This is a genomic window from Bacillus sp. C30 (assembly GCF_040838255.1).
Classification (GTDB): domain Bacteria; phylum Bacillota; class Bacilli; order Bacillales; family Bacillaceae_G; genus Bacillus_A; species Bacillus_A mycoides.
Map to the genome: position 1 here is coordinate 1 of NZ_JBFPJH010000035.1, position 22,962 is coordinate 22,962.

At 35.7% G+C, this 22,962-nt stretch carries 19 protein-coding genes and 3 riboswitches; of the genes, 15 read left to right on the plus strand and 4 right to left on the minus strand.

The window, feature by feature from the left end:
- Positions 1-53: 53 nt before the first annotated feature.
- A complete protein-coding gene (locus AB3X49_RS06525) occupies positions 54-2,915 on the plus strand; it encodes a YhgE/Pip domain-containing protein (RefSeq protein WP_367961054.1) in 2,862 nt (953 codons plus the stop codon).
- A 41-nt stretch (positions 2,916-2,956) separates the two neighbouring features.
- On the opposite strand, the gene topB is transcribed toward AB3X49_RS06525, so the two are convergent.
- Positions 2,957-5,146 carry a DNA topoisomerase III gene (gene topB / locus AB3X49_RS06530; RefSeq protein ID WP_256491337.1) on the minus strand — a complete coding sequence of 730 codons (2,190 nt, stop codon included), beginning with the start codon at positions 5,144-5,146 and terminating at the stop codon, positions 2,957-2,959.
- 228 nt (positions 5,147-5,374) lie between these two features.
- Positions 5,375-5,487, plus strand: a riboswitch (TPP riboswitch).
- A gap of 72 nt (positions 5,488-5,559) precedes the next feature.
- Here topB and thiM point away from each other — a divergent pair.
- Together thiM and thiE are read left to right on the plus strand one after the other, a co-directional pair.
- Positions 5,560-6,369 carry a hydroxyethylthiazole kinase gene (gene thiM / locus AB3X49_RS06535; RefSeq protein WP_328010781.1) on the plus strand — a complete coding sequence of 270 codons (810 nt, stop codon included), beginning with the start codon at positions 5,560-5,562 and terminating at the stop codon, positions 6,367-6,369.
- Positions 6,370-6,382: 13 nt separating this feature from the next.
- On the plus strand, positions 6,383-7,042 hold the full coding sequence (gene thiE, locus AB3X49_RS06540; protein WP_328010783.1) for a thiamine phosphate synthase: 660 nt from the start codon (positions 6,383-6,385) through the stop codon (positions 7,040-7,042).
- Between the two features lie 347 nt (positions 7,043-7,389).
- On the opposite strand, the gene AB3X49_RS06545 is transcribed toward thiE, so the two are convergent.
- Complete coding sequence (locus AB3X49_RS06545) at positions 7,390-8,703, minus strand: anaerobic C4-dicarboxylate transporter family protein (RefSeq protein WP_002029556.1); 1,314 nt, start codon at positions 8,701-8,703, stop codon at positions 7,390-7,392.
- A 282-nt stretch (positions 8,704-8,985) separates the two neighbouring features.
- Positions 8,986-9,070: riboswitch (cyclic di-GMP riboswitch) on the plus strand.
- A 142-nt stretch (positions 9,071-9,212) separates the two neighbouring features.
- On the opposite strand from AB3X49_RS06545, the gene AB3X49_RS06550 reads away from it, so the two are divergent.
- The 6 genes from AB3X49_RS06550 (at position 9,213) to AB3X49_RS06575 (ending at position 16,001) form a co-directional block, all read left to right on the plus strand.
- Positions 9,213-10,952 carry a methyl-accepting chemotaxis protein gene (locus tag AB3X49_RS06550; RefSeq protein WP_262449484.1) on the plus strand — a complete coding sequence of 580 codons (1,740 nt, stop codon included), beginning with the start codon at positions 9,213-9,215 and terminating at the stop codon, positions 10,950-10,952.
- A 61-nt stretch (positions 10,953-11,013) separates the two neighbouring features.
- A riboswitch (TPP riboswitch) is annotated at positions 11,014-11,115 on the plus strand.
- Positions 11,116-11,216: 101 nt separating this feature from the next.
- Entirely contained in the window at positions 11,217-11,537 is a 321-nt protein-coding gene (locus AB3X49_RS06555; RefSeq protein WP_000082898.1) for an MTH1187 family thiamine-binding protein, read from the plus strand.
- Positions 11,509-12,282, plus strand: a complete 774-nt coding sequence (locus tag AB3X49_RS06560; RefSeq protein ID WP_002091231.1) for an ABC transporter permease — start codon at positions 11,509-11,511, stop codon at positions 12,280-12,282. Before AB3X49_RS06555 ends, AB3X49_RS06560 begins: the two co-directional genes overlap by 29 nt.
- A complete protein-coding gene (locus AB3X49_RS06565; RefSeq protein ID WP_002124979.1) occupies positions 12,279-13,277 on the plus strand; it encodes an ABC transporter substrate-binding protein in 999 nt (332 codons plus the stop codon). Before AB3X49_RS06560 ends, AB3X49_RS06565 begins: the two co-directional genes overlap by 4 nt.
- Positions 13,274-14,023, plus strand: coding sequence for an ABC transporter ATP-binding protein (locus tag AB3X49_RS06570; protein WP_002124980.1), 750 nt, complete (start codon positions 13,274-13,276; stop codon positions 14,021-14,023). Before AB3X49_RS06565 ends, AB3X49_RS06570 begins: the two co-directional genes overlap by 4 nt.
- A 445-nt stretch (positions 14,024-14,468) precedes the next feature.
- Complete coding sequence (locus AB3X49_RS06575) at positions 14,469-16,001, plus strand: ABC-F family ATP-binding cassette domain-containing protein (RefSeq protein WP_367961059.1); 1,533 nt, start codon at positions 14,469-14,471, stop codon at positions 15,999-16,001.
- Positions 16,002-16,472: 471 nt separating this feature from the next.
- Here AB3X49_RS06575 and AB3X49_RS06580 read toward each other — a convergent pair whose 3' ends face one another.
- Entirely contained in the window at positions 16,473-18,497 is a 2,025-nt protein-coding gene (locus tag AB3X49_RS06580) for a glycosyl hydrolase family 18 protein (RefSeq protein ID WP_367961061.1), read from the minus strand.
- Between the two features lie 372 nt (positions 18,498-18,869).
- On the opposite strand from AB3X49_RS06580, the gene AB3X49_RS06585 reads away from it, so the two are divergent.
- The 6 genes from AB3X49_RS06585 to AB3X49_RS06615 all read left to right on the plus strand — a co-directional run bounded on the left by AB3X49_RS06585 (position 18,870) and on the right by AB3X49_RS06615 (position 22,301).
- Positions 18,870-19,241 carry a DnaJ family domain-containing protein gene (locus tag AB3X49_RS06585; protein WP_367961063.1) on the plus strand — a complete coding sequence of 124 codons (372 nt, stop codon included), beginning with the start codon at positions 18,870-18,872 and terminating at the stop codon, positions 19,239-19,241.
- 10 nt (positions 19,242-19,251) lie between these two features.
- Positions 19,252-19,566 carry a thioredoxin family protein gene (locus AB3X49_RS06590; RefSeq protein WP_002063639.1) on the plus strand — a complete coding sequence of 105 codons (315 nt, stop codon included), beginning with the start codon at positions 19,252-19,254 and terminating at the stop codon, positions 19,564-19,566.
- A 13-nt stretch (positions 19,567-19,579) separates the two neighbouring features.
- The gene (locus tag AB3X49_RS06595; protein WP_063226365.1) at positions 19,580-19,819 is read left to right on the plus strand and encodes a hypothetical protein; all 240 of its coding nucleotides are present in this window, start codon (positions 19,580-19,582) and stop codon (positions 19,817-19,819) included.
- Between the two features lie 293 nt (positions 19,820-20,112).
- The gene (locus AB3X49_RS06605) at positions 20,113-20,694 is read left to right on the plus strand and encodes a TetR/AcrR family transcriptional regulator (RefSeq protein ID WP_002124986.1); all 582 of its coding nucleotides are present in this window, start codon (positions 20,113-20,115) and stop codon (positions 20,692-20,694) included.
- Positions 20,695-20,760: 66 nt separating this feature from the next.
- Positions 20,761-21,978: an MFS transporter gene (locus AB3X49_RS06610; protein WP_002124988.1), complete on the plus strand. Its 1,218-nt coding sequence runs from the start codon at positions 20,761-20,763 to the stop codon at positions 21,976-21,978.
- A gap of 71 nt (positions 21,979-22,049) precedes the next feature.
- Positions 22,050-22,301 carry a helix-turn-helix transcriptional regulator gene (locus AB3X49_RS06615; protein ID WP_003187029.1) on the plus strand — a complete coding sequence of 84 codons (252 nt, stop codon included), beginning with the start codon at positions 22,050-22,052 and terminating at the stop codon, positions 22,299-22,301.
- Positions 22,302-22,376: 75 nt separating this feature from the next.
- On the opposite strand, the gene AB3X49_RS06620 is transcribed toward AB3X49_RS06615, so the two are convergent.
- A partial coding sequence (locus AB3X49_RS06620; RefSeq protein ID WP_367961066.1) for an MFS transporter occupies positions 22,377-22,962 on the minus strand: 586 nt, incomplete at its 5' end.

A 22,962-nucleotide genomic window follows, 5' to 3' on the forward strand; every position in this document is an offset into this window, starting at 1 on the left:
TGTATGTATCATTTTCTAAAGAAGGAAAAATATATAATTAGGTGATAACTTTTATGAAACAAATTTGGCGTATTTATAAGACAGATTTACGGAATGTAGCCAAACATTGGGCTGCAATTGTTATTGTTTTAGGGTTAATGATTTTACCATCGTTATATGCATGGTTTAACATCAAAGCTTCTTGGGATCCTTACGGAAATACGAAAGGAATCCAGATTGCAGTTTCTAACCAAGATGTTGGATCAAATTTAAGAGGGAAAGATATTAATATCGGGAAAGAAATTGTAGATTCACTTAAGAAGGACAAAAATTTCGGGTGGAAGTTTGTTGATGAAAAGCAAGCAATTTATGGAGTAGAGCGTGGAGATTATTCCGCAAGTATTACTATTCCAAAAGATTTTTCTGAAAAGATTGCAACGGTCTTGAATGAAAATCCACAGAAACCAGAACTTGATTACTATGTAAATGAAAAAGTAAATGCGATTGCACCGAAAATTACAGCTAAAGGTGCATCGGGTCTTACAGAAGAGGTTAGTAAAAACTTTGTTAAAACAGCAAACGGTGAGATTTTTGAAATCTTCAATGACCTTGGAATCGATTTAGAAACTAACTTACCAAGCATCGAGAAAGTAAAAGATCTTGTATTTAAATTAGAAGCGCAGTTCCCAGAAATGAATACACTTATGGATAAGGCGTTAGATGATGCGACTCGAGCGGAAGATATCGTGAAAGTAGCACAAAAAGATCTACCTGTTGTAGAGAGTGTAATAAATGATGGGCAAGAAGCGTTGGCAAATTTAGATAAGTTCTTTGCAAGACAAGACCAAACATTAAAGAATGCTCCAGGAACGATAAGAAATGATTTAGTAGCAGCAAAAGGTGTTATGGATAGTGCAGCTGCATTTACTGACTTTTTAATGAATCCGGGTGTGGATTTAGCTATTCCTGATTTGTCTGGAATGAATGGATTGCCTGAATTCCCAGCGAGACCGGACCTTTCTAAGTTGAATAGTGATGGTTATAAAAATATAGCGCAAAATATTAATCAAACAGTCAATAATGTTTTAAGTTCATCCCGTGCAGGAACAGCTTATGCACAAAGTGTTATGGATGGATTGCAAAATGGGAGCGTTGACCCAGAGATAGCTAAGAAAAATATTTCAACTATATCTAATAATCTTCAAACGCATATTGACAATCTCTCTTATGTAATTGATGTTATGGCTCGTTTAGAGCAAGGAGCTCAAACTGAGTTTGGGCAAAATTTCTTTAAAACAAGAAAAGAGCATTTAACAGCTATTAAAGATGGACAACAAGATTTAAATAATCGATTTAAACGTTTAAATGATTTGATTAGCACAGGTCAAGAAGTAAAACAAGATGTGCGAGATGGAATCAATCAGAAACTAAATGAAACAAATGCTTTAATCGATCGAGCTGAAAAAGATTATAATGAAACATTTGTAGCAGATTATCAAAAAGCAGTTAGTACAGTAGATCAAGCTAAAGTTGATGCAAATGCAGCATATGATAATGCAAAAGCAGATTACGATAAAGCGAAAAATGGCCTTGAAGGTGCTAAAGCAGATTTACAAAAAGCAAAAGAAGATATACAAAATAAAGGTGTTAACGGTTTAGATTCAACAAAAGTAGCTTTAAATAGCTTAAATGGTCAATTCCAATCTGGAATCGGTTTAATTGATGATATGATTCCCGTTCTAGAAAGCACAAATAAGGTTTTAGCAGATGTAAATAGTGATAAAAACCTTAATAATGGAATTGCAAAATTAAATAAAGCGAAAAGCAGTTTACAAAAAGGTGTAGAGGCAACGAATAAGGGTATTACACTTCTTAACAATGGCCAGAAACCGACAAAAGATGTAATTGAAAGTATTAACAATGCTGCGAAAGGCGGAGCAGCTCAATTAGCAGATGTATTATCGACGTATGATGCAGAAATTGTACCAGGCTTCAATACAGCAATTGCTCGTACAAAAGAGATGTCGAAAAATACAACTCAAATTTTAAATGATGCAGACAAAAAGCTTCCAGATGTTAAAAAATTACTAGAAGATTCATCAAAAGGCTTAGTAGACGGTAGAAAGAAATTAGCAGACATTAAAGCTGAAATGCCGGAGACTGAGAAAAAGATTAAAGAATTAGCAGATAAAATTCGTGATTTTGAATCTGAAGAGGATATAAAAGACATCATACGCTTATTAAAGAATGATGTTGAAAAGCAAAGTGACTACTTTGCAAATCCAGTAAATTTAAAAGAGAATAAATTATTTGCAATGCCGAACTACGGTTCAGCAATGTCACCATTCTATACAGTGCTTGCATTATGGGTAGGCGCATTATTAATGGTTTCATTATTAACGGTAGAAGTACACGAAGAGGGCGCGAATTATAAGAGCCATGAAGTTTACTTCGGACGTTTATTAACATTCTTAACGATAGGTCTTTCACAAGCGTTTATCGTATCAATGGGAGATATATTCTTACTGGGTACGTACGTAGTCGATAAGTTCTGGTTTGTGTTATTTAGTTTATTTATTGGGGGAGTATTTGTTTGTATCGTGTACTCACTCGTTTCTATTTTCGGAAACGTTGGGAAATCGATGGCGATTATTTTACTTGTACTACAAGTAGCAGGATCGGGCGGTACGTTCCCAATTCAAATGACACCACCATTCTTCCAAGCGATTTATCCGTTCTTGCCATTCACATATGCTATTAGTGCAATTCGTGAAACAGTAGGTGGAATGCTTTGGGATATAGTAACTAGAGATTTACTTGTGTTAAGTGCTTTCGTAGTAATCATGGTTGTGGCTGCATTATTACTGAAAACACCAATTAACAAATCAAGTGAAAAGTTTGTTGAGAACGCAAAAGGAAGTAAAATTATTCATTAAAAATAAAAGGTTCCTACCGATAGTGGTAGGAACCTTTTTGTTTAATCAAATTTTAATTTCTTTAATGCTTCTGCGAATGGATTGTTTAATGGTTCTTCTTCTTTGTTCTGCTGTTTCATATATTTTTGAACGTCGCGTTTATCAGCTTTGCTGCCGGATTCTTTTTTACGTCTCTCTTGGAATGTAGAAAGTTTCTCACGATAGCCACATTTACATGCGAAAATTTGGCCTGCTCCTTCACCACGAAGTTCTAGTTTCTTTTTACACTGAGGACAGCGTGCATTTGTAGTGCGGGATACATTTTTACGGTGACCACATTCGCGATCTTGGCATACAAGCATTTTACCTTTTTTACCGTTTACTTCTAACATTGGTTTACCACAGTCTGGACAAGACTTCGTTGAAATGTTGTCGTGTTTATATTTCTTATCACTCGATTTAATTTCAGCAACAATTTCTTTCGTATAGTTCTTCATTTCTGAAATGAATACTTCTTTCTTTAATTTTCCTTTAGCGATAGCTTCTAACTTTTGCTCCCATTCACCAGTTAGTGTAGGAGATTTCAGTTCTTCTGGCACTAAATCAAGTAACTGACGGCCTTTTGAAGTAATGTGAATATCTTTACCACGTTTTTCAAGCAAGAACGAATTGAATAACTTGTCGATAATATCAGCTCGTGTAGCTACAGTACCTAATCCACCAGTTGACTTTAACGTGTCAGCAAGTTGTTTGTTTTGCGTATCCATGTATTTTGTTGGGTTTTCCATCGCTGAAAGTAATGTTGCTTCATTAAAACGTGCAGGTGCTTTCGTTTGACCTGATGTTTGGACAATTAGTTTTATGTTTAATGTATCGCCTTTTTCGATGCGAGGTAAGATTTGTTCTTTTACATCATCGCTTGCATCATCATCTTCAAATCGATTTGCATAAACCTCTTTCCAACCAGCATGTAAAATCGTTTTTCCGCGTGCGATGAACGTTTCGTCACCAATTTTCGTGCGCAATGTTAGTTGTTCATATTCAAAGGCCGGGAATAAAACAGCTAAGAAACGTTTTACAACTAAGTCATAAATTTTACGTTCTTTATCTGTGAAAGCTGAGAAGTTTACATAGCTCTCTGTTGGGATAATTGCGTGATGATCACTTACTTTACTATCATCAACAAATGATTTATTAGATTTTACAGGTTTCTGCAATACTTTATGTGCTAAAGGACGGTATTCTCCAACTCCGCAAGCCTTCAGACGCTCTGGAAGTGTTCCGACAATATCAGATGAAATATAGCGTGAATCTGTACGAGGGTACGTTAAAACTTTATGCTGTTCATATAATTTTTGCATAATGTTTAATGTTTCTTTCGCAGAGTAACCAAATATTTTATTCGCATCACGTTGTAGTTCAGTTAAATCGTAAAGACCAGGAGCGAACAATTTCTTTTGTTTTTTATCAATGTCTACAACAGTAGCATTTTGTTTACTAATTTTGTTCACGATTGCATCAGTTTTTTCTTTATTAAAGCTACGGCTATTTCCTTTTGTATCTTGCCAAGTTAGCTTTAATCTCTCAGCTGTTTGAGCTTCGATACCATAATAAGTTTGAGCTTTGAAATGTTTGATTTCATCCTCACGGCTTGCAATCATGGCTACAGTAGGTGTTTGAACACGACCACAATTTAGTTGGGCATTAAAGCGAGTAGTTAATGCTCGAGTCGCATTAAGCCCGATATACCAGTCAGCCTCTGAACGTGCGACAGCCGAAGCGTATAGATTGTCATATGCTTTTCCTGGTTTTAAATTTGCGAAGCCATCTTTAATTGCTTTATCGGTAACAGATGAAATCCATAGACGTTTAATCGGTTTCTGCATTTTAACTTTATCGATAATCCAGCGTGCGACCAACTCTCCCTCACGACCGGCGTCAGTAGCTATAATGATTTCATTTACATCTTTTCTAAGAAGCTGACTTTTTACAGCGTTAAACTGTTTCCCTGTTTGTTTAATAACTGTTAGTTTTAAACGCTCAGGTAGCATTGGTAAATCTTCTAAATTCCACTGTTTATATTTCACATCATAGCTTTCTGGATCAGCTAATGTAACGAGATGACCTAAAGCCCAAGTAACAATATATTTACTACCTTCAAGATAGCCGTTCCCTTTTTTATCACATTTCAGTACACGTGCGATATCACGTGCAACAGAAGGTTTTTCAGCAATTACAATACTTTTTGCCATATTTAAAAACATCCTTTCAAATTTCCATACGTTAAATATAGCATACATCTTTGTTCTATTCAGTCTTGCTGACGGTTTGAGTTATTTGTGATGAAATATACGTGTGAGAGTTTTACTTATATAAAGGCGAAGAATGGTTGAACCAGGAGAGTTATGATCTCTATCATTTTATAAAAGTAAAGAACTTGTTATTTTACTAGAATAAGAGTAGACTTTGAAGTAGATGAATAATAAACACATGGGAGTTTGTGGATGCAAACTGAGAGTATGACTACTAGTCCGTCATTGACCATTTGAACCTGTTGGATAATGCCAGCGTAGGGAGAGTGTAAAAGCACATGTTCAGGCACTTTGCGTACGCGCAAAGTGCCTTTTTGTGTATCTCCCATCACTATAGTTAGGAGATGAAAAGAATGAATATGAAAGAAATTAGTAAAGTAGTGGATTTGGTAAGAGAGTCTAATCCGCTCGTTCATAATATTACAAATGTTGTTGTAACAAATTTTACAGCAAACGGTTTGTTAGCATTAGGAGCATCACCTGTAATGGCGTATGCAAAAGAAGAAGTAGCTGAAATGGCTAGCATTGCGGGAGCCCTTGTTTTAAATATGGGTACACTTCGTCCTGAAGAGGTAGAAGCGATGTTACTTGCTGGTAAATCAGCAAATAAGAATGATGTACCAGTATTGTTTGATCCAGTTGGGGCAGGAGCAACTTCTTATCGAACAGAAGTTGCGAGATATATTCCGGCTGAAATCGATTTAGCTGTTATTCGCGGAAATGCAGCTGAAATAGCTAACGTTATTAATGAGAAATGGGAAATTAAAGGTGTAGACGCTGGTACTGGCAACGGTAATGTTGTAAATATTGCAAAACAGGCAGCAGATGAATTAAATACAGTTGCGGCAATTACTGGACAAGAAGATGTTGTTACAGATGGAGAGCGAACTATTCTTATTCGAAATGGACATCCTATTTTAACGAAAGTTACTGGAACAGGTTGTTTACTAACTTCTGTAATAGGAGCATTTGTAGCGGTAGAAAAGGATTATGTAAAGGCAGCAGTAGCTGCATTAACATTCTATGGAGTAGCAGCAGAAATAGCGGCTTCGAAAACAGTAGAGAATGGACCAGGAAGCTTTCAAATTGAATTTTTAAATCAGTTAGCGAATACAACTTCAGATGATATTGAGAAGTATGGAAAGATTGAGGTTATACAGTAAGGAGAGGAACTAGATGTCGCGCATTACAATGGATGAAATGTCTAGGTTATTACCAGTATATTTTATTATGGGAAGTAACAATTGTACGAAGGAGCCACTACAAGTATTGAGAGATGCACTAGAAGGTGGTATAACAATTTTTCAACTTCGTGAAAAGGGAGAAGGGGCTTTAACGGGAGAGAAACGTATTGATTTTGCGAAAGAACTACAAGCGCTTTGCAAGGAGTACGGCGTACCATTCATCGTAAATGATGATGTGGAACTAGCCCTCGAGTTAGATGCAGATGGCGTGCATGTTGGACAAGATGATGAAGGAATTACATCTGTTCGTAAAAAAATGGGAGATAAAATTATTGGAGTATCTACACATACAATTGAAGAAGCACGCTGGGCGATTGAAAATGGAGCCGATTATTTAGGAGTTGGTCCAATTTTCCCGACGAGTACGAAAAAAGATACAAAAGCGGTTCAAGGAACGGAAGGTCTAAAGTATTTTAGGGAACAAGAGATTACAATACCGATCGTTGGGATTGGTGGGATTACAATTGAAAATACAGCTTCTGTTATAGAAGCGGGTGCGGATGGTGTTTCAGTTATTTCAGCGATTAGCTTAGCGGAATCTGCGTATGAAAGTACGAAGAAATTAGTTGAGGAAGTAAATAAGAGTTTGTAGAGTCGCAAAATGAGTTGTTTCGTTTATCCTGCTATTTGTGGGAGTCTTACGCCGGTAAAAGCCCGATTGGTGCGGGCTAATAATCAGTGGGGGGGTGAACAAAACCCACTGATTAAAGTTTCAATTTTTTTAAACAAACGTTTGATTAAAAAAAGCACAAACCCTTTAAAATTGTAGGTTTGTGCTTTTATCCCGCTATTCGCCGGGCAGTAAAACTCCCACCTCAAAATTCGGCTTTAACAAAGAGGTTAGGTGGGAGATCAACTGCCCGTAAAAGCCCGATTGGTGCGGGCTAATAATCAGTGGGGGATGAACAAACCCCCCCACTGATTAAAGTTTCACTTTATTTAAAACATAATTGAAATTAAGAGCATTCCAATTCCGATAGAAGTGAATGTTGCGATTAGGCCAGGAATCATAAAGCTATGATTTAAAACATATTTACCAATTCCTGTTGTACCAGTACGGTCAAAGTTAATTGCAGCAACGATTGTCCCGTAGTTTGGAATGAAGAAATATCCATTTACTGCAGGGAACATCGCAATAAGTAATGCCGGCGGAATACCAAGTGATAGTCCGAGTGGCACTAAAGCACGAACTGTTGCTGCTTGGCTATACAGTAAAATAGATAGAATGAATAGTGCAATAGCAAATAGCCATGGTGCACTTGTCACTAAGTGTTGAATTGATCCTTGAATTATATTTAAGTTTCCGTTGAAGAAAGTATCTCCCATCCAAGCGATACCAAAAATAGCAACAACTGCTGTTGCGCCTGCTTTAAAGACGTTACCAGTTACAATGCTTTCCACATTTGGTTTACAGAAAATAATAATGAGAGCAGCAATGGTTAACATGACCATTTCAATTGTGTTTGGCATGGAAAGACGAGCTAACTTCCCGTCAACCATCCATCCCGGACGAAGGGCTTCAAATGAACCAAGAAGTACGACAAGGAAAGTTCCTACTAGGAAAAGGATAACTGATAATTTAGCGCCTTTTACACCCGCAAATTCTTTTTTCTCTTCAAGTTTAGGGATCATTCCCTCTTTTAATCGCTTCAAGTATTCAGGGTCTTCATTTAATTCTTTTCCCATTTTACTAGCAACGAATGCAGCTACCATACAAGCAATAAAAGTAGAAGGGATACTGACTTTTAAAATATCTAACAAGGTGATTTTATAGTCGGCTAACATTGCTAAAAGTGCAACTGTTGCAGCCGATATTGGACTAGCTGTAATTGCCTGCTGGGAAGCGATAACGGCAATTGACATTGGTCGTTCAGGTCTAATTCCTGATTCGCGAGATACTTCGGCGATAACGGGAAGTACAGAATAAGCGACATGACCAGTTCCCGCGCATAGCGTGAATAAATAAGTAACAATAGGAGCAAAAAATGTAATACGCTTTGGATTTTTTCGTAATGCTTTCTCAGCAAGGTAGACAAGGTAATCCATTCCTCCAGCAGCTTGCAAAGCACCGGCAGCTGTAATTACTGCTAAAATCATAAGCATTACATCAATAGGAGGAGCTGTAGGTTGTAAGTGGAAGACGAAAACAAGTATTGCCATACCAACGCCACCCATTACTCCTAGACCAACTCCGCCTAAGCGTGCACCAATAAAAATGCAGAGTAGTAACGTAAGAAATTGTAGCCAAAACATGATAAACTACCTCCGAAATTCGTAAGTTAAGATATATTCGAATAATTTAATTTGAAAGAAAATTAAATCAATATCCGGAATAATCCTTGTGTTGTATACGTTTTTTATTATATAACACAAGAAATGTAACATTCACGAACTTTGTTAAATTATTTCGAAAAAATAATACATTAAAACTTTATATTTAAATCTCTAAATAAGTGGACATTTTAATTTTTATGTTGTAATCTTTGAAAGAGAATATTTAAATTCTCATAGAACTCCCATATCGTTCAACTCGTTCAGCGAGAAAGGCAAACTGATGGAAACATGAGGGCGCAAAACTACAGGGGCTAAGGTCAAATGACTATGCTAGCCAGTTACCGGACGGATAGGGTTGGTTTTGACCAATGCTTTTTCATTGGTCTTTTTTTTATTTGTAAACAAATGAGAATCGTTATCATTTATTGATGAGGTTTATATTTTAATAGTTTTACTTTATACTAAGTTAATTTAGAAAGGTGATGTTAATGGAAAAGTATTGGCACAAGCTATCATTTCTTCAAAAAAATGTATTGTTAACTGTATTAGTTATTTTGACGCTTGTTGGTAGTATGGGGGCGTTAAGTTTTAACATGTTTCAAAATAGTATGATGTCTATATTTGAAAGGCATTCTTTTGAAACAGGAGATACGGTATTACATAAATTAGACGCAGAAATAGTGAGAGATGTTGCAAAAGATCCAACGGCAGAAAGAGAAAAGAGAGAGAAGTTAACAGAGAAATTAGATGAATCAACGGAAGAATTGAACAGTGTTGGACAAACGTATATTGTTGGAGCAAAAGAAAATGAAAAAGGTGAGTTACAAATCGTCGACTTGTCTACAGACTTAGCAAATGTTGTTGAAGTAAAGCCGGGGGACTATTATAAACAACCAGATCTTTGGATGAAAGCATATGATAAGGTAATGAGCACGAAAAAAGCAAACATGACAGTAGTATATGAAGACGCATTAGGATCATGGGTAACGATATTAGAGCCAATTAAAGATGGAGAAGATAATATTGTGGCAATTGTTGCAGCCGATGTAGATGCCTCTATTGTTCCTATTACAAAGGGAAAATTCATTATACAAGGTTTAATGTTTATTTGTATTTCTGTTTTAATTGCAACTGTTATTCAATTCTTAATCGTACGTAACGCACTTGCTCCATTGCGGGATTTACGTGAAGGGTTGCGCAAAGTCGGTGAAGGTGATTTAAGTATTAAATTAGAGGAAAGACCAGATGATATTGGTATTATTAATGCGTATTTTAATAATACCATCGAGAAGTTTAAAGGAATTATAGATAAAGTGAAGCAGACAGCAGAACAGGTTTCCTCATCTTCAAAAGAATTGTCAGTGAGTACGAAAGAGAATAGCATGGCAGTTCAAGAAATCGTAAGTTCTATGGTTGAGTTAAGAGCTGGCGCCCAGTCACAAGAAACTTCAGTACCACAGTATTTAGGTATTGTATATGAAATGGAAGATAAGATGGAAGAGATAACGAATGCTGCAAAACAAATGGCGAAAGAGTCTGAAGGTATAGAGCATCATTCAGGAAAAGGAAATGGTGTTATTAAACAGGCGATTAATCAAATGAACATAATACAAAATGCAGTACAAGATTTATCTTCTATTATTTATTCTTTGGAAGCAAGATCAAAAGAAATTAGTGATATTGTAACTGAAATTACAGGTATTTCAAATCAAACTAATTCGCTAGCTTTACATGCTACTATTGAAGCTTCACGTGCTGAGGAAACTGGAGAGGGATTTGCCGTTGTTGCTGATGAAGTGCGTAAATTAGCAGAGCAGACGGAAGCATCAGCAAAAGATATAGCAAAATTAATTGGGGAAACACAAGCTGGAACGGAAGAAGCTGTTGTTTCAATGCAAAAAGCTTCAAAAGAAGTAGAATCAGGAATTAAACTTGTTGAAAGTAGTGGTGCTTTCTTTGAAAAAATTTCGAAATCAGCACAAACTGTTACCAATCAAGTTAGAGCTGTTTCTAGCAATTCAAGTGATATATTGCAAAATAGCCAAAATATTGTTCGTGTTGTAAATGAACTATCACTTATCGCAAATAAGTATGCGAATAGTAGTAGTAATGTTCAAGAAAGTATGAAAGAACAGGAAATGTCTGTACAAGATATTGCTGAATTAGCTAGTTCTTTAAGTTGGCTTTCACAGGAGTTACAAGAGTTAATTGGGGAATTCAAAAGTTAAATGAAGTGATTATGCATGCTTTTGTTTGTTCAATAAAATAAATCATGCTACAATGAAAACGAATTAAGAACCGGGGAGCCAATTGGCTGAGAGGATGTAAGTATACATCGACCCTCAACCTGATCTGGATAATGCCAGCGTAGGGAGTTACTTTAAAGTGATGTAGCATAAGTTATTATAGAATAACTTGTATACAAGGCTTTCCTACATGGTAGGAAAGCCTTTTCTTTTTTTGAAACCATATTTTGTAAGGGGGATTTTATTATGTCACAACAAGTTACAATTTCATTTTCAGTAGTACCACAAGCGAAGAACAAAGATGTGTATTCCGTTGTTGATAAAGCAATTGAAGTTGTACAACAGTCGGGAGTTCGTTATGAAGTAGGGGCAATGGAAACAACGTTGGAAGGAGAATTAGATGTACTTCTTGACGTCATTAAACGCGCGCAACAAGCTTGCGTCGATGCTGGAGCAGAAGAAGTAATCACTTCTATTAAAATTCACTATCGTCCAAGTACAGGCGTAACGATTGACGAAAAAGTTTGGAAGTACCGTGATGAATATGCAAAACCAGAAGCGATCTAAAATAATCACAACAATTTGGCTTATCCTTCTCATTGCTATATGGGAAGGATCTGTTTCATTATTTAAAATTGAGCCGTGGATTTTACCGAAGCCGTCTGCAATTGTGCAAGAGTTAATTGGAATGAAAGATTTACTATTACCGAATACAGTGCAAACGTTACAGGAAGTAATAATTGGGTTGTTTTTTGCAATTTTACTTGGGACGAGTATTGCTATCATTATGGATGTCATCCCTTTATTTCGGATTTTAATGAATCCATTGCTCGTTATTTCGCAAACAATTCCAATCGTTGTGCTCGCACCATTATTTATTATTTGGTTTGGATACGGAATGTTGCCAAAAGTAATGGTTGTTATTCTTGTTTGTTTCTTCCCAATTGCGCTTAGCATTTTAGAAGGTTTCCAAACGGTAGATAAAAATATGCTGAAACTGTTACAAACAATGAAGGCAACGAAATGGCAAGTTTACCAGAAAGTAAAGTTTCCAGCAGTACTCCCATACTTCTTCTCAGGTTTAAAAATTGCTGTTACATATAGTGTGATGGGGGCGATTATTGGGGAATGGCTTGGTGCCAGCGAAGGATTAGGAGTTATGCTTACAAGAGCAACAAAATCCTTTTTAACGGCTCGAGTATTTGGTGTTGCAGCGATTATCGTCATGGTGACATTATGTCTGTACTTTATTGTTGAATTTATGGCAAGAATAACAGCACCATGGATATACAGAAAGGGCGGCAGAAAATGAAAAAAGGTTTAAAAATTATGTTAGCTGCATTATTAGCAGTAACTGTTGCTGGATGTAATCCGGCGAAGAAAGAAGAAAGTTCAAGTAAAGATAAAAAAGTAAAAGTCGTTTTAGATTGGTTTCCAAATACGAATCATACTGGCTTATATGTAGCGCAAACGAAAGATTATTACAAAAAGCAAGGGCTTGATGTAGAAATTATCCAGCCTGGTGATAATGTAACGGCAGAGCAGATGATTGCTTCTGGGAAAGCAGACTTTGCGATAAGCGCACAAGAAAATGTAACATTAGCTCGTGTTGAAGGAATCCCAGTTGTTTCTGTTGGTGCAATTATTCAGCATAATACCTCTGCTTTTGCATCTCTAAAAAAAGATAATATGACGTCACCGAAAGATTTTGAAGGTAAACGTTATGGCGGCTGGGGGGGACCAGCAGAAGAAGCGACGTTAAAGACGATTATGGAGAAACATCAAGCTGATTTTAATAAAGTTGAAAAAATTATTCTTGGACAAACAGATTTCTTTAAATCAATCGGTCGTGATGCAGACTTTGAATGGATTTATTATGGATGGGATGGAATTGAAGCGAAGCGTCAAGGAAAAGAGTTAAATACAATTATGGTAAAAGACTTAGATCCAGCGCTTGATTTCTATAGTCCTGTTATTATAACAAGTGAAAAACATACGAAGCAAGATAAAGATTTTGTGAAAAAATTTATGACGGCAACGACAGAAGGTTATGATTTTGCAATTAAAGAACCGAAAGAAGCTGCGGATATTTTAATTAAAGCTGTTCCAGATGTGAATAAAGAATTAGTACAAGAAAGCCAAAAGTGGTTAAGTACAAAGTATCAAGATGATGCAAAAGCGTGGGGAGTACAGAAGGAAGAGATTTGGACGAATTACATGAATTTCTTATATGACAACAAAGTTATTAAAAAGAAAATCGATGTAAAAGATGCCTTTACAAATGAATTCCTTCCAAGTGAAAAATGAGTGGATTACAAATAAAAGATATTGTAAAAGCTTTCGATGGAAAGAATGTATTAGCAAATATTAGTGCGTCTATACAAGAGGGAGAGTTTGTCTCTTTTGTAGGTCCGAGTGGTTGTGGAAAAAGTACATTGTTAAATATGATTGCAAGTGTTGAAGAGCCAACGAGCGGAGAAGTGTTTTATAACGAGGAGTATGTAAAAAAACAAGATGTTGTTAGTTATATGCCGCAACAAGATTTATTACTACCGTGGCGATCGGCTTTGCAAAATATCGTTCTTCCATTGGAAATCGAAGGGAAGCCTAAAAGACAAAGGCTGACAGAAGGAATGGAAGCATTAAAGCAATTTGAGCTAGATGAATACGCAGATCATTATCCAGATGAGTTATCAGGTGGAATGCGTCAAAGAATTAGTTTCCTTCGTACGTATTTATGTGAAAAGCCAATTATGCTGCTGGATGAGCCTTTTGGAAAATTAGATGCATTTACAAAAATGGAAGTACACAGTTGGCTTTTAAATTCTTGGCATCAAGAAAAGCAAACAATTGTTATGGTTACACATGACTTAGATGAGGCAATTTTACTTTCTGATCGCGTATTTATTTTATCTCAAAGACCAGCATCAATAGTTGGCGAGGTCCAAGTGGAATTACCTAGGCCGCGAACGATGGATATGTTAACATCTCTTGAGTTAAAGAAGGATAAGGAAGAAATTTTAAGAGTATTGGCTCCTTACATGAAAAAATAGAAAAAAGTCTTTTAACAGTTTTTTGTATAATTGCTGTTAAGAGGCTTTTTTCTATTGAAGGAGAAAGATGAAATCTATAGGGGAAATAGTGGGTTCATTAACATCGGATAAATTGGAAGAAGGAACAAAAGAAAAAGTAGAGAATAGAATATAACAGAGTGATTTATACTCTTAATATAACAAACGTTAAAGGAGTGAAAGGATAAAATGACTTTATCAACTGTTCTTCAAATGGTTTTAGCTTGATACGGGAGAAGTCTGCCCATTTTTAAAGATGAAGCTAAATTGAAGACAGCAGGTAAAGAACCTTAATCCTTTCTTACGATAATATGTAATGGGTAAGGTGTATTCACCTTACCCATTTTTATATGTATAACTAAATAAGGCTTTATACTGTTGTTCTCTCTATTTAGCTTATGGATCATAAGAAAAGGAGAGAGAAAAGATGAGTATATTAACAGTAGAAAATGTAAGTCATTCATATGGTGAGAAAACCATTTTATATAATACTTGCTTTCGATTATTAAAGGGCGAACATGTTGGGCTAGTAGGGAAAAATGGAATTGGAAAATCAATATTATTACGCTTGTTAACGGGAGAACTTATACATGATGATGGGAAAATTGAATGGTTTCCACATGTGAAGATTGGCTTTTTGCAACAGCATATAGATTTACAAGAAGGCATAACAATTGAAGAATACTTGCAAAGTGCGTTTTCTAACCTGTATGAGTTGGAACGTGACATGTTAAAACTTACAGAAGAGATGGCTGGAGCAGGAGAAGTAGCGAAATTGTTAGTAAGGTATGGAGAGTTACAAACTATATTGGAGAATTCTAATTTTTATCAAATTCATACAGAAATTGAGGAAGTAGCAACAGGCTTAGGCTTGTTTGAAATAGGATTGGAAAAGGATGTTTCAAAGTTAAGTGGTGGTCAGCGGACAAAGTTGTTACTTGGGAAACTCCTTTTAGAAAAAGCGGATGTTTTATTATTAGATGAGCCAACTAACTATTTAGATACAGCACATATAGAATGGTTGCAATCATATTTACAAATGTATGAAAAAGCTTATATTATCATTTCGCATGATGAAATATTTTTGAACAATATTACGAATGTTATTTATCATCTAGAAGAACGAAAGGTTAAGCGCTATGCGGGAGATTATGAAACCTTTTTGCAAAGTTATCAATTACAAAGGAAACAATTACAAGCGGCGTATGCGAAACAACAAAAAGAAATTGTACATTTAGAGGGTTTTATTCAAAAAAATAAAATCCGTAAAGCGAAACAAGCGAAAAGTCGTGAAAAAGTATTAGAGAAAATGAAAAAGGTTGAAAAGGTTAACGATGTACCTCGCGCCCGTTTTGATTTTAATGTTTATACTGAGCCAGTGAGTCGTATATTACAGGTAGAGAAACTGAAAATTGGTTATGGTGAACCGTTATTTCCGGAATTGGATTTTCAAGTGAAAAAAGGGGAAAAGATTGCGATTATTGGTCATAATGGGATTGGAAAAACAACAATGTTAAAAACATTACTAGGACAAATAAAACCGTTAGGCGGCTCAGTTTCTGTTGGGGAACGAGTAAAACCCGCTTATTTTGCACAAGAGGAATTTTCCTCAGAAATAACTGCACTAGAAAGAGTATGGGCAGGGAGACCAGATATGACAAGAAAAGAAATCCGACAAGCATTAGCAAAGTGCGGATTGAAAGAAGAACATGTATTAAAACCTATCCAGTTATTAAGTGGAGGAGAACAAACAAAAGTACGATTATGCGAACTTATCGTAACTAAAAGCAATGTTTTAATTTTAGATGAACCAACTAACCATTTGGATACAGAGACTAAGACGGATTTACAGGAAGCGTTAAAACAATATAAAGGTACAGTTTTAATTGTTTCACATGAGCCCTCTTTCTATGAAGCATGGATAACGAAAATATGGAATATCGAAAAATGGAACGTTTAACAATAATCACAAAGAAAAGGCATTAGCTTTTATGAGCTAATGCCTTTTCTTTGTGATTAACATGATTTTCGAGAACTCTCAAATGAGAATTGTATGAAAAAGAACTCTTATGGTGCGCTTATAAGCGCACCATAAGAGTTCTTTTTCTTTGGTTATATTTATAATAATACTAGATGCCTTTCCCTAATAGGCTACTATCTTTTTATATATATAGATAGTTTGAAATGGAATGGAAATGATTCCTATATGTAAAGGATAATGTGATTAGTATGGGAAGACAATAGAACTTAAAGGAAATTCATGTAAAATTCAGATGAACTTCACGCGAACTTCATATCAGAAACTAAATATAATCATAATAGGTTATTATAATATAAATTGTGATTTTTCATAAAATTAAAAGTTTGAATTTAGGATAGAGCACTCAAACCTAAATTCAAACTTTAGTGAAATAATTAATGGAGGTTACGTTTAGTTTTCGTTAATGGATGCATTTACAAGTTCGGCGGGATTGCCTGTTCCTGCCCCTCCGATTGTAACTGATCCACCAGGGGGAATTTCACCATTCCATCCTGCATTCGTAATTACGTAATGATTATTTATTTTACTACTAATTTTAGAATCCCAAACTTGTGTTAAATTGCCGTTATAATCAAATTCTAATTTCCAGTTTTTAATAGGGGTCGTTCCGCTATTTTTAATTATAATTGAGAAGTTGTAACCACTTCCCCAATTTGAAGTGACTGAAAAGGTAGCATTGCCATTTCCACCAGGAGGTGTTGTGTTAGCATCATCTGTTTTTATAAGAATAGAAGTAGGTTGTGATTTGTTACCAGCAGCATCTTTTGCTAATCCTGAAAATGTGTATTCTGTATTAGGTTTCAAGTTTTTAATTGTAATGCTATTTGTTGTTGTACTCCATTTCTCTTCTCCGGCAGTAATTTCATATTCAGTAACGCCTACGTTATCAGTAGATGCAGTCCAGTTTAATTGAACTGAGTTTGAATTTTTATTTGTAACAGCAATATTTTTTACGTTTGTTGGTGGTTCAGTATCTTTTTGAGTAATAGGTCCACCAAGTAATTCTTTTACTAGCGTATCAAGTAATTTTGGTCCACTACAACTATATTTTGGACTTGTACGGCAATCCCCGCTTAGTTCCCAAAACATTGCGCCACTTAAACCCTTTGTCTTTATATAGTCTGTTTTATATTTCATAGATTCATTGTCATCATAGCTAATAAAGGTTCCTGTAGTCGCATTATATAAATAAGGTACTTTCGCTACATCGTTCCATCCGCGAACAAAACCATTTTTATTCACATAATTAGATGCTAAATCACCATAATCGTACACACCTGTGTCACCGGTAGAATAATCATCCCAAGTACCTTTAGAAGCGAGCTTTCCGTCACTACCTGGTTTACAAGGTTGGTATTGCCCATTATTTTCTTTTCCGCAACTTTTCCATCCACGTCCGTAAAAAGGTACACCTAATACGAGTTTATCCGCTGGAACCCCTTCATTTGTATAAATGTCTATCGCACCATCTACGTAAAATTTCGTATCCGCTGCGGGGTCATTTGGATCTTTGTATAGTGCAGCATTATGGTTAGAAGTAGCTTCCCATCCACCGTGGAAATCGTATGTCATAATATTAATCCAATCCAGTATTTGAGAAATCTTCTTTAGCTCTGTATGATCCGCATAACGTCGGCTTGCACCTGACGCGATTGTTAGTAAATATTGTTTACCATCTTCTGCACCAGCTTTCGTTAATGCATTTCGAACATCTTGAAGCAGAAGGGTGAAGTTTTGTTTATCTTCAGGACGATAACTACCACCAGGAATCGTTTCAACACCCGGGTATTCCCAGTCTAAATCAACGCCGTCAAATCCATATTCGCGAAGAAAAGCTACTGTAGATTCAGCGAACACTTTTCTTGTTTTTTCATCAGCGGCCATATCAGAAAAGCGGTTAGACCAAGTCCAGCCACCAACTGAAATAATTGTTTTTAAGTGAGGATACTTAGCTTTTAATCGTTTCAGTTCTCCGAAATTTCCACAGCGGGCATATTTATCACAATCTTCCCAAGTTGTACCCGATCCCGGATAAGATTTTGTGACATCAGCCCATGGTTCACCGAGTACGAGAGTGCCATTAGGGACCTCTTTATTTTGCAGTGGTACACCAGATTCTTTACAGTTCCACGTTTGTTTATTTGGATTATCGGGGTGAGTAGAAGGGTTTCCATGTTTTCCATTCCAGCAAATATCAGCGAAAGCATAGTTTAAATGAGTTAGCTTTGATGCATCAATGTCTGCAACTTGATAATTACGTCCGTAAACGCCCCATGAAGGAAAATACCCAACAATTTTTTGACCTTGCTTTGGTGAATCTGCTAATGCGAAATTTGGAGTAATAAGGTTTGTGAGAAAAAGAGGTAAGAAAAGTAGTAGGGATAGTAATAGCAGCGTGAATCTTTTTGATCTCATAGTCATTTCTCCTTTCAAAATAAAAGATATATTTAAAGGCATGCGCCAATAAACCAAAGTGAATCTAGACGTATGAAACGTCTAGATAAAAATGATCAGACATCACGAAGTCTATACAAGGGAGCTGGGGGTGATTAAATCGTAGCAAATGCAAGATTTGGTGTAAACGCTTTATTTGATTCACAAAGATTTTCTCAATATTAAATGGCTCTAATACAGACTACACATGAAAATAAAATATTGATTAGGGAGGAAAAGGCTCCTTGTAATTAAATTTGAGAAAAAATTGTATAAAGTCAATTTGTAATAGCGTAGCAAGATGAGAAAATATCATGTAAAATAATAGTAAAAATATGTAAAGGAGCGAATGGTGTGGATGTCTTTTTGAACATTGCTGAAGAAAAAATTCGACAAGCAATACGGAATGGTGATCTCGATCATATTCCGGGGAAAGGAAAACCACTACAATTAGAAGACCTTTCAATGGTACCTCCAGAACTTAGAATGAGTAATAAAATCTTGAAAAATGCAGGTATGATTCCACCAGAAATGGAACTACAAAAAGATATATTAAAAATAGAAGACTTAATTGCGTGCTGTTATGATGAAGTAGAGAGAAAAGAATTACAAGAAGAGTTAACAGCAAAAACGCTGCGTTTTCAGCAGGTAATGGAAAAGAGAGAGATTAAAGATAGTTCAGCTTTTCGTATGTATCAGGGTAAAGTATTTCGTAAATTACGCTAAGAGGGATAAGATGAATACATTTGAAACGATAGAAGAATTAGCGACATATATTGAAGGACAACAATTAGTACTGCTGTTTATTAAAACGGAAAATTGTGGTGTTTGTGATGTTATGTTAAGAAAAGTAAATTGCGTATTAGAGAATTATGATTACGTAGAGAAAGTAGAAATATTACTACAAGACATGCAAGAGATTGCGGGGCGATATGCAGTATTTACAGGGCCAACAGTTTTATTATTTTATAATGGAAAAGAGATCCTTCGTGAATCGCGCTTCATTTCACTTGAAAATTTAGAGAGAACCATTCAATTATTCGAAGATTAAGGGAGGCTTTTATATGGAATTTATTATTGTCATACTATTATTTGTTGTAGTTGGAACGATCGTAACAGCAGTTCGATCAAACAAAAAGAAGGTAAATCTTACAAAACAAAATAACATTCATAATTCATCCAACAGCTCATCACCATTATTTTTCTTTGCTGGATCGGATAATGATAGCTCGCACGATGGCGGTTCACATGATTGCGGAGGTTCTTTTGGTGGAGATAGTGGAGGTAGCTGCGGTGGTGATTGATGAGAATACGCCTTATAGGGGGCGTATTTCTTTTTAAACAAACGTTTGATTAGTTGGCTTACATATGCATAAAAACAGTTAAACAAACGTTTGATTAAATATTTTTAACATGCTAGGGGAAATGAAAAGGGAACCGTATTTCTTACTAAATGAGGATTTAAATTTGGAATAATACATATGATTCGAATGTGGTTTGAAAGTACGTTTTCTTAAATAAGGAGTATAGCCTCTTGCGATAGAGTTTTTTTATTTGTTATTATTAGACTGAACGGTCGGTTTAAAGAGGTGTGAATATGAGAAGAAGCGCAGAAGAGATAAAGAAAGAAATTGCCTATAAAGCAGAAAGTCTGTTTTCACAGAAGGGCTATGCAGCTACATCTATGGAAGAGATTTGTGAAATTACAGAGAGAAGTAAAGGAAGCATTTATTATCACTTTAAAAGTAAAGAAGAATTATTTTTATTTGTAGTGAAACAGCATACGTATGATTGGCTTGAAAAATGGAATGAAAAAGAGAAGTTGTATAGTACTAGTACTGAAAAACTATATGGTCTCGCGGAATATTATGTAGAGGACATACAGCAACCCATTTCAAATGCAATAGAGGAATTCTCTATGAGCCAAGTTGTAAGTAAAGAAATTCTGGATGAACTGTTAGCTTTAACTAGAGAATCATATGTTATGGTTGAGAAATTAATTGAAGCAGGTATACAGTCTGGAGAGTTTCAAGAAGATGATACGCGTGATCTTATGTATATTGTGAATGGATTATTATCGGGGCTTGGAGTACTTTACTACGAGTTAGATTATAAAGAGCTGAAACGTATTTATAAAAAGGCAATAGATGTATTGTTAAAAGGAATGGCAGCTGAATAATAGGTCAGTTGCTTTTCTTACAAAATAAATTAGACCGAACGGTCGGTTTATGAAAGGGGAATGAAAATGAACGCTTTATTTAAAAACCGAGCATTTATGCTCGTTATGGCATCTGATATTTTACAACAATTTGCAATTTGGATCAGAAATATGGCTCTTTTGTATTTCATAATGGAGCGAACGAATAATGATCCAGTTTCAGTTTCTTTGTTATCGGTTATGGAATATGCACCTATTTTTATTTTCTCGTTTATCGGTGGGGCGCTAGCTGATCGCTGGAATCCGAAAAGAACGATGGTCGCTGGAGATGTATTAAGTGTACTGTCTATTGTAGGAATTGTCTTGTTGTTAAAGCTGGATTATTGGCAGGCTATATTTTTTGCAACACTCATTTCCGCGATTGTAGGTCAGTTTTCTCAGCCATCATCTTCGCGTATATTTAAACGCTATGTAAAAGAAGAACAGGTAGCAAATGCGATTGCATTTAATCAAACATTACAGTCGCTATTTATGATTTTTGGACCAGTGGTAGGATCGCTTGTGTACACACAACTTGGTTTATTTACGTCACTATATAGCTTAATTATTTTATTTTTGTTATCTGCTATCGCTCTTTCATTTTTACCAAAATGGGTGGAACAAGAGCAAGTGGCGAGAGGTTCATTAAAAAATGATATAAAAGAAGGTTGGAAATACGTTCTTCATACGAAAAATTTACGTATGATTACGATCACTTTCACCATTATGGGCTTAGCTGTTGGACTAACGAATCCATTAGAAGTGTTTCTTGTAATAGAACGGCTTGGAATGGAAAAGGAAGCCGTTCAATATTTAGCCGCAGCTGATGGAATCGGTATGTTAATTGGTGGTATTGTTGCTGCAGTTTTCGCTTCAAAAGTGAATCCGAAAAAGATGTTTGTATTCGGTATGAGCATATTAGCGATGTCATTTTTAGTAGAAGGGTTATCTACATCATTTTGGATTACTAGTTTCATGAGATTTGGAACAGGTATTTGTTTAGCCTGTGTCAATATCGTTGTCGGTACGCTTATGATTCAACTTGTACCAGAAAATATGATTGGAAGAGTAAATGGAACGATTTTACCACTGTTCATGGGGGCAATGTTAATTGGAACTTCACTAGCTGGAGGATTGAAGGAGATGACCTCACTAGTTACTGTATTTTGTATAGCAATGGCACTTATTTTATTTGCGATAGGTCCGGTTTTACGTATGCAAATAAAGAAAGAAGATATTGTGAATCGAGAGGAAATGACGAATTGATTAGTTTCGAAATAGCTATTGTAAGGGAGCAGAATTGCTCCCTTTTCTTGTGGCAATCTTTTGACAATGACATGCCCCAACTATATACTGATGATGTAAAAACGATTTTACAGGTTAGGAGAAACGGTGTGAAAAATCAAATCTATGAATTGCGCACTGCAAATAATATTTCACAAGGTGCATTAGCGGATAAGTGTAACGTATCAAGACAGACGATAAATGCAATTGAGAATAATAAATATGATCCAAGCTTAGCACTAGCATTCCGGTTAGCAGAAGTATTAGGAACAACTGTCGATAAACTATTTTTGTACAAGCTTTAGAGTTTTTAATTGTAGGGCGTTATCGTTAAAAATATAAGAGAAAGATCCCCTTCTTGTGTGAAGGGGATCTTTCTCTTATATTGTTTTAGTTTTCGGATTAGGTGGTGTAACGGACGTATCATTTTCAGGTACTCTAGTTAATAAGAATCCACCGATAATAAATAGGACAATAATACTAAGGACACCAGCGTTTGTTTTTCCTGTTAATTGTGTTGTGACACCTACTAATACCGGACCCATAATTGCTGCGAATTTACCAAAGATATTATAAAATCCGAAGAATTCATTTGCAGATTCTTTCGGTACTAGTTTTGCGAAATAAGAACGGCTAAGTGCTTGAATCCCGCCCTGAGAAGTAGCAACTAACATTGCTAAAATCCAGAAATCAAACGTCGTTTTTAAGAAATAAGCATATGTGCAAATAATGATATAAATGATAATGCCGACATATAGCATTTTTTTACCGGTAAATGTTTCCGATAGTTTTCCATATAATAAAGCAAATGGACAAGCGACAATTTGTGTTACAAATAAGATGATTAATAGATTGGTTGCACTAATACCGAGATCTGTTCCGTAAGCAGTAGACATAGTGATAATTGTATCTACCCCATCAATGTAGAAAAAGTAAGCTATTAGGAACATAAATACAGTTTTATAT